General features: G+C 74.2%; 3 protein-coding genes. 1 reads left to right on the top strand and 2 read right to left on the bottom strand.

Annotated features, from left to right (window positions below; translation table 11 throughout):
• Positions 1–5 precede the first annotated feature (5 nt).
• Positions 6–2294: a phosphoenolpyruvate synthase gene (gene ppsA, locus D7V77_RS20820; RefSeq protein ID WP_120578040.1), complete on the top strand. Its 2289-nt coding sequence runs from the start codon at positions 6–8 to the stop codon at positions 2292–2294.
• A gap of 7 nt (positions 2295–2301) precedes the next feature.
• Here ppsA and D7V77_RS20815 read toward each other — a convergent pair whose 3' ends face one another.
• Together D7V77_RS20815 and D7V77_RS20810 are read right to left on the bottom strand one after the other, a co-directional pair.
• Complete coding sequence (locus D7V77_RS20815) at positions 2302–5157, bottom strand: PAS domain S-box protein (protein ID WP_147452115.1); 2856 nt, start codon at positions 5155–5157, stop codon at positions 2302–2304.
• Positions 5154–7679 carry a cation-transporting P-type ATPase gene (locus D7V77_RS20810; RefSeq protein WP_120578038.1) on the bottom strand — a complete coding sequence of 842 codons (2526 nt, stop codon included), beginning with the start codon at positions 7677–7679 and terminating at the stop codon, positions 5154–5156. The genes D7V77_RS20815 and D7V77_RS20810 overlap by 4 nt, the downstream gene beginning before the upstream one ends.
• Positions 7680–7755: the final 76 nt, after the last annotated feature.

The raw sequence follows: 7755 nt of genomic DNA, 5'->3' as shown, positions 1-7755 counted from the left end.
CCTCCATCCTCTGGTTCGACGCCCTGTCCCGGGAGGACGTGGCCCAGGCCGGAGGCAAGGGCGCCAACCTGGGAGAGCTGACCCGCGCCGGGCTGCCCGTGCCCCCGGGCTTCGTCATCACCGCCGCCGCCTTCCATCAGGCGATGGAGCCCGTGCGCGCCCGGTTGCGCGAACTGTGGAAGCGCGTGGATCCGGATGACCCGCGGTCGCTCGCCGAGCTCACGGAGTCCCTGCGCGGCCTCGTGCTCGAGGCCCCCCTGCCCGACTGGCTGGACACCTCCATCCTCGCCGCCTATCACCGGCTGCGGGAGTGCTCCGCGGTGGCGGTGCGCTCGTCCGCCACCGCGGAGGACACCGCCACCACCTCCTTCGCGGGCATGCACGAGTCGTTCACCAACGTGGCGGGCGATGACGCGCTCCTCGACCGCGTGCGTGCGTGCTGGGCGTCGGCCTTTGGCCCGCGCGTGGTGGCCTACCGCAAGGCGCAGGGGCTCACGGAGCTGCCGGAGATCGCCGTGGTGGTGCAGGCCATGGTGGACTCGACGCGCTCGGGCGTCATGTTCACCGTGGATCCCTCCACCGGAAACCGCGAGCACCTCGTCATCGAGGGGGCCTTCGGCCTGGGAGAGGTCGTCGTGGGTGGACAGGTGGAGCCCGACACCTCCGTCGTGGACCGCGAGGGGCCGCGCCTGCTGGAGACGCGCGTGGGCCTGAAGTCCTTCCAGCTCGTGCGCGACGGCGTGGGCCACGAGAAGCGCGAGGAGCTCCCTCCGGAGCGGGCCCACGCGCGGGTGCTCACGGACGTGGAGGTGCTGGAACTGGCGCGGCTGGGGCTGCGCGTGGAGCGGCACTACGGCGCGCCCCAGGACATCGAGTGGGCGGAGCAGGACGGCCGGTTCTATCTGGTCCAGTCGCGGCCGGTGACGACGGTGTCCGCCGCCGCGCCGGAGGCCCAGAAGGCTCCGGAGCCCGGCGCGTCCCCGGACCGGGCGCGGGTGAGCGGACTGGGCGCGTCTCCCGGCGTGGCCTCCGGCCGCGTGCGGGTGCTGCGTGACGCCCGGGAGGGCTCGAAGCTGGAGGCCGGTGAAATCCTCGTGGCGCCCATGACCTCTCCGGACTGGGTGCCCACGCTGCGGCGCGCGGCGGCGGTCGTCACCGACAGCGGCGGCATGACGTGCCACGCGGCCATCGTCAGCCGCGAGCTGCGCAAGCCCTGCGTGGTGGGCACGCGCAGCGCCACGAAGGTCCTGCGCGACGGGGAGGAGGTCACCGTGGATGGCGCCGCCGGCACCGTGCGCGAGGGCCGCGCCAGGGAAGCGCCCTCCGTGGCGGTGGTGGGGCCGCCCTCCCCCCATGCAGGGCCCCAGCCCCGGGAGGCCAGCGGGCCGGAGGCTCTGGGCACGCGGCTCTACGTGAACCTGGCCCTGCCGGGACAGGCCCAGGAGGCGGCGGCGCTCCCGGTGGACGGCGTGGGGCTGCTGAGGGCGGAGTTCATGCTCACCGAGGCCCTGGGCGGCGTGCACCCGCGCAAGCTCATCGCCCAGGGGAAGAGCCGCGAGTTCGCCGAGCGGATGTCCCAGGCGCTCTTGACCATCACCCGCGCCTTCCGGGGCCGCCCCGTGGTGTACCGGACCACGGACTTCCGCACGAACGAGTTCCGGGGGCTGGAGGGCGGCGGCGAGTTCGAGACCGTCGAAGCCAACCCGATGATCGGCTTCCGGGGCTGCTACCGCTACCTGCGCGAGCCCGAGGTGTTCCGGCTGGAGCTGGAGGTGCTCGCCCGCGTGCGGGAGGAGACGCCCAACCTGCACCTGATGATTCCCTTCGTGAGGACGCGGTGGGAGCTGGAGGCGTGCCTGGAGGCCGTGGAGAAGAGCCCGCTGGGACACCACCGCGGGCTGGAGCGCTGGGTGATGGCGGAGGTGCCCTCCGTCGTCTACCGCATCCCCGAGTACGCGCGGATGGGCATCACCGGCGTGTCCATCGGCTCCAATGACCTCACGCAGCTCATGCTGGGCGTGGATCGGGACTCGGAGCTGTGCGCGGAGCTCTTCGACGAAGAGGACGCGGCGGTGCTGGACGCCATCGTCCGCATCATCCGGGCCAGCCGCGAGGCGGGCATCACGTCGTCCCTGTGCGGCCAGGCCCCGTCGAACCGGCCCGCCTTCGCGGAGCACCTGGTCCGCGCGGGCATCACCTCCATCTCCGTGGACCCCGCGGCCGCCGGCGCGACCCGGGCGGTCGTGGCGGCGGCGGAGCGGCGGCTCCTGCTGGAGTCCGCCCTGCGCCGGTAGGCCGCGCTCAGGCGTACGTCCCGGCGTGCGCCGGGGCGCCTTCGGCCAGGGGCAGCGTGAAGAAGAACGTGCTGCCCGCGCCGGGCGCGCTGTCCACGCCGACCTGGCCGCCGTGGGCCTCCACCAACCCCTTCACGATGGACAGCCCCAGCCCCGCGCCCTCCTTGCGCTTCGGTCCGGCCTGCCAGAAGCGCTCGAAGATGCGCGGCCGGTCCTCCGCCGCGATGCCGGGGCCCGTGTCGCTCACCAGGAAGCGGACCTGGCCCGCCTCCGGCTGGACGCGCAGGAGCACGCGGCCTCCCTCGGGCGTGAACTTGAGCGCGTTGCCCAGGAGGTTGGAGAGGATCTGCGCCATCCGCTCCGGATCCGCCAGGACGCGGGGCACGCCTTCCGGCACGTGGGCCTGGAGGAGGAGGGACCTGTCCTCCGCGAGCCCCCGGTGCTGCTCCAGGGCCTCCTGGATGAGCAGCGCCACCTCCAGCGGCTTGCGCTCCACCGACAGGTTTCCACCTTCCATCCGGGCCACGTCCAGCAGGTCCTGGATGAGTCGGTTCGCCCGCTGGACCGACCTCTGGAGCGTCTCCAGGCGCTGCCGGGCGCTGTCTCCCGGGGACGGGTGCTTCTCCAGCATCCTCGCGCTGAGCTGGATGACGTTGAGTGGGGCGCGCAGGTCGTGCGCCACGATGCGCAGCACCTCCTCGCGCATGCGGATGGCCTGCTCGGCCCGTTCGTACAGGCTGGCATTGTCGATGGCGAGCGCGGCGCGGCGGGCCAGCTCCTCGGCCTGGGCCTGCTCCCGGGCTCCGTAGCGGCGCCCGGCGCTGGACGTCGCGAGGAGGATGACGCCCAGGTTCCGCTCCCGGCTGCGCAGCGGCAGGATGAGGGCCGAACGCGGCGCCAGCTGGCGCAGCTGCTCCCGGTGCCCGGCGTCCACCGTCGCCGCGTCGAGCATTCCGGGGGGAGCCTCCGGCAACAGCACCGGCCTTCCCGTGCGCTGCACGGAGGCGATGAGGGCCGCTGGCAAGAGGAACTCCGGTCCATGCTCCGCGTCCAGCGCCCGCAGCCGCTCCTGCGTGCCCGCGTCCGCGGCCGCGTGCTCCACCCGCTGGATGCGTCCGTTCGCGTCCAGGCAGGCCACCACGCACCAGTCCGCCAGCGCTGGCACCGCCAGCGCCGCCACCGTGGCCAGCGTCGTCCGGGACGACAGGGACGCCGCGAGCCGCGGGCCCACGTCCGCCAGGAAGCGCCAGGCCTGCTCCAGTTCCTGGCGCTCCGTGATGTCATGCATCTGGGAGATGAAGTGGAGCGGCATGCCCCGCGCGTCACGCACCACCGCGCACCAGATGAGGATGGCGATGCGGCGGCCGTCCTTGCGCACGTAGTGCTTCTCCCGCTGGAAGGAGGACATCTCCCCCCGGCGCATCCGCTCGGCGTTCTGCTCGTCCACCGGCAGGTCCTCCGGCGCGGTGAGGTCCTGGAACGACCGGCGGAGCAGCTCGTCCCGCGAGTAGCCCACCAGGGCGCAGAGCGCCGCGTTCACGTGGAGGAAGTGGCCATCCAGTCGCGCCAGCGCCATGCCAATGGGCGCGCCCTCGAACGAGGTGCGGAAGCGCTCCTCGCTCAGGCGCAGCAGGTCCTCCGCCTTCCGCCGCGCGCTGATGTCCCGGAGGATGACGGTGAGCCGCTGCTCGCCCTCCACGTCCAGCTTCATGATGCTGGCCTCCGCCGGGAACACCTCGCCTCCCTGGCGCCGACCGAGGATGGGCAGCCGCTCGCCCATGTGCCGGGACGTCGCCGCGCCTCGCGCGAAGCGCTGCACGTGCGCCGCATGGACGGCCCGGAGATGCTCGGGGAGGAGGATGTCCAGCGGCTGGCCCAGCACCTCCCGCGCGGAGTAGCCGAAGATGCGCTCGGCGCTCGCGTTGAACAGGACGATGCGCTGCCCGGTGTCGATGGAGATGATGGCGTCCGCGGCGTGGGTGACGATGCCCGCGAAGCGCGCCTCCGACAGCCGCAGCGACTGCTCCACCCGCCGCCGGCTCGCGTCCAGCCGGGAGAGGGCGTTCGCGTTCCAGAGGACCACCGCGAGGAAGGCCGCCATCGTCAGGAGCACGAAGAGGGTGACCCCCTCGGTGGTGCCGTAGAGCCCCAGCCGCTCGCCCAGGAGCCGGACGGCGCCCGCCACGGGCACGAGCAGCAGGACCGCGAGCAGCAGCCGCCGCGCCGAGTGCCCCCCGAGGTCCTCGCGCAGCAGCACGCCCGTCAGCCCACGCTCAGGGTGGAGCGAGAGCAGCCCTCCCGACAGCAGCAGCAGTCCCAGCGACAGGGGAAGTCCCGGCGCCCTGGAGGCTCCCGTCACGGTGTTCAGGGGGGCCAACCCGAACCAGTGCCCCTGGTACACCCCTCCGACGAGGCCCCACACCGCGAGCAGCGCGGCGCAGGCGGCCAGCCACCGCGAGGGGTACCCGCCCTGGCGCGTGCGCACGTGCAACGTCCAGAGTGACAGCCCCGTGAGCAGCAGGCCCAGCCCGCCTCCTGGAGCATCCCGGGTGAGCTCCGCGACGCCCATGACCACGACGCCGGTCGCCAGCCCCCGCCCCACCGCGCGCCGTCCCCTGCGCGCGGCCTGGGTGCGGAGCAGCCAGAGCGCGCCTCCCGCGAAGAGCAGGCCCCATCCGTCCCAGGGAGACAGACGGTCCGGGGCCGGGGTGGGCGACAGGGCCCAGCCGCCCACCCCGAGCACGCCCAGCAGGACCGCGAACGCGCTCGCCGCGGCGACGCCCCCCCCGAGCCCCCTCGCGAACCATGGCGGCGCGCTCCGAGCGGAAGGCGCGGACGGGGTGGCGGGAGGCGGGTGCGTCATGCGGCCTCCGGGGCCGGCGCGCGCCGGCCGGTTCGCCACCGGTGGCCCCGGCCGCCCCGCGCGTGCGGCCCCGCGACGAGCAGGGGCACCAGCGCGGCGGCGACGGCGACGAGGACCCGGCCCCAGTCGCGAGCACCGGGCGGGTGCAGCCCCACGAGCGCGGCCAGCGCGGGCACCTGGATGAGCAGCACGGAGAGCCCCAGCGACAGGGCGCAGACCCACCGCGCGGTGCGGGTCCGCAGCCGGGTGAGCACTGCCGCGAAGGTGGCGCTCGCCAGCGTGAGCGAGGCCATCGCCACCGCCCGCGCGCGCTCGACGTCGTGCCCTTCCGACAGACATCGCGCATAGGCCCAGACGAGCCCGCACGCCATCAGCCCGCCCACCGCCGTGAGCAGGGTCCACTCCCGCCAGGAGAAGAAGCGCGCGGCGGGCCTCGCGCGCAGCGGGGTGAGCCGCCCGGGCTTCGCGGCCGCCTGGAAGGCCAGCATCGCGGTGGGGTGGATGATGAGCTCCAGCCACACGATGTGGATGGGCAGGTACAGGAGCGACTTACCCCAGAGCGGCACCAGCGCCGCCGTGCCGACCAGCGGGATGTGGATGAGCAGCAGGTAGAGGAAGCAGCGCTGGAGGTTGGAGAAGAGCTGCCGGCCCTCCGCGATGGCGCGCACCAGCGTGCCGAAGTCGTCGTTCAGCAGCACGATGGAGGACGCCTCGCGAGCGCTCCGCGTCCCCCGCTCCCCCATGGCGATGCCCACGTCCGCGGCCTGGAGCGCCGGCACGTCGTTCACCCCGTCCCCCGTGGCGGCCACCACCTCGCCCTGTCTCCGGAGCGCCTTCACCAGCGCGTACTTCTGGGCGGGCAGCGCGCGCGCCACCACGTCCACGGGCGGCACCCTGCCCGTGTCGGCCAGCCGCGCCTCCAGGGCCTCTCCCGTGAGCACCACCGGATGTTCGCCCCCCAGCCCCAGCCGCCCGGCGATCGCGAGCGCCGTCCGGGGGTGGTCCCCCGTCACCATCACCGTGCGCAGCCCCGCGTCGCGGCACTCCCGCACCGCCGCCTCCACCCCCGCGCGCACCGGGTCCTCGCACGCCACGAGCCCCAGGAAGTCGAAGCCCCGATCCGGTTCGCCGCCATGCCAGTGCGCCGCGTCCAGCGTCCGGCTCGCGCACGCGATGACCTTGAGGCCCTCGCGCGCGAGCGCGTCCAGGCGGAGCGCCCACTCCCGCCGGGCGTCCTCGGACAAGGTGCACAGGCCCAGCACCCGCTCGGGCGCGCCCTTCACCGCGGCGAGCAGCGTCCCGGGCCCCTGCCGCACCACCGCCGTCTCACGTTGACGGTCCTCGGTGAAGGGGAAGGTGGCCTCACGGGTGGGAGCGGGCAGCTCCGGCAGGTCCCGCGCTCCCGCCTCCAGCAGCGCCACGTCCAGCGGATCCCTCCCCTCCTCCCGCGAGGCCAGCACCGCGGTCCGCAGCAGCGCCCGCGGCGAGGTCCCGGGTGACGGCAGCAGCCGGGTCACCCGCAGGAGCCCTTCGGTCAGCGTGCCCGTCTTGTCCGAGCAGACGCAGCTCACGCGGCCGATGTTCTCGACCGAGACGGCCTGCCGCACCAGCGCCTGCCGCCGGGCCAGCCGGTACACCCCCGCGCCCAGGAAGAACGTGAGGGCCACCGGGAACTCCTCGGGCAGCGCCGCCACGCCGAGCGTCGCCGCGCTCAGGAGCGCGTCCAGCCACCCGAACCCCTGGCGCAGGCGGACCAGCGCCAGCACCGCGCAGAGCGCCGCCGCCACGCCCACCAGCACCGCCACCAGGTGCGCCACCGCGTGCTGGAGCGGCGTGCGTGCCCGGGCCTCCTGCCCCGCCGAGCGGACGATGCTCCCGTACAGCGTCTCCGGGCCGGTGAGGACGATGCGCACCCAGGCCGTCCCGGTGAGCAGCCGCGTCCCCGCGAGCCCCCAGTGCACCACCTCCACCGCCGGCTCCGCTCCGGGCGGGAGGCGCTCCAACGGCCGCTTGCGCACAGGCAGTGACTCGCCGGTGAGCGAGGACTCCTCGGCCTGCAGGCCCTGCCCCCGCACGACCAGGCCGTCCGCGGGGAACGTGCTGCCCGCCTCCACGCGCAGGAGGTCTCCCGGCACCACGTCCTCCGCCGGCACCTCCGCTTCATGGCCGTCGCGCGACACCGTGGCGCGCTCGGCCAGGCGCCCACGCAGGCCCTCGGTGGAGGCCTGGGTCCGGTGGTGCAGGAAGACGTCCATCCCAAGCAGCGGCACGAGCGCCAACAGCATCACCAGGCCATTCACATACTCGCCCAGGGCGAAGTAGAGGGTGCTCGTGCCCACGAGGAACCAGAGCATCGGATCGCCTCCGGCCTCGCGCAGGCTCTGGAGCGCGGAGCGGCGAGGCCGACCTCGCACGTCATTGCGGCCGTAACGCGCGCGACGCGCCAACACCTCTTCTGCCTCCAGGCCGCGCACGTCTTCCCAGCCATGAGGCAGGCGTTCGACCGGAACCAGGACTCGCATGACGCCCCCGGAAGAAGCTGGGGTCCTGCATGGGCGTCGGCAACGCGTTGAAGCCCCCGAGCGCCCATCGAGAGCT

The organism is Corallococcus sp. CA041A, assembly GCF_003612075.1.
Taxonomy (GTDB): Bacteria; Myxococcota; Myxococcia; order Myxococcales; family Myxococcaceae; genus Corallococcus; species Corallococcus exiguus.
This window is presented reverse-complemented; position numbering and strand designations above follow the sequence as displayed.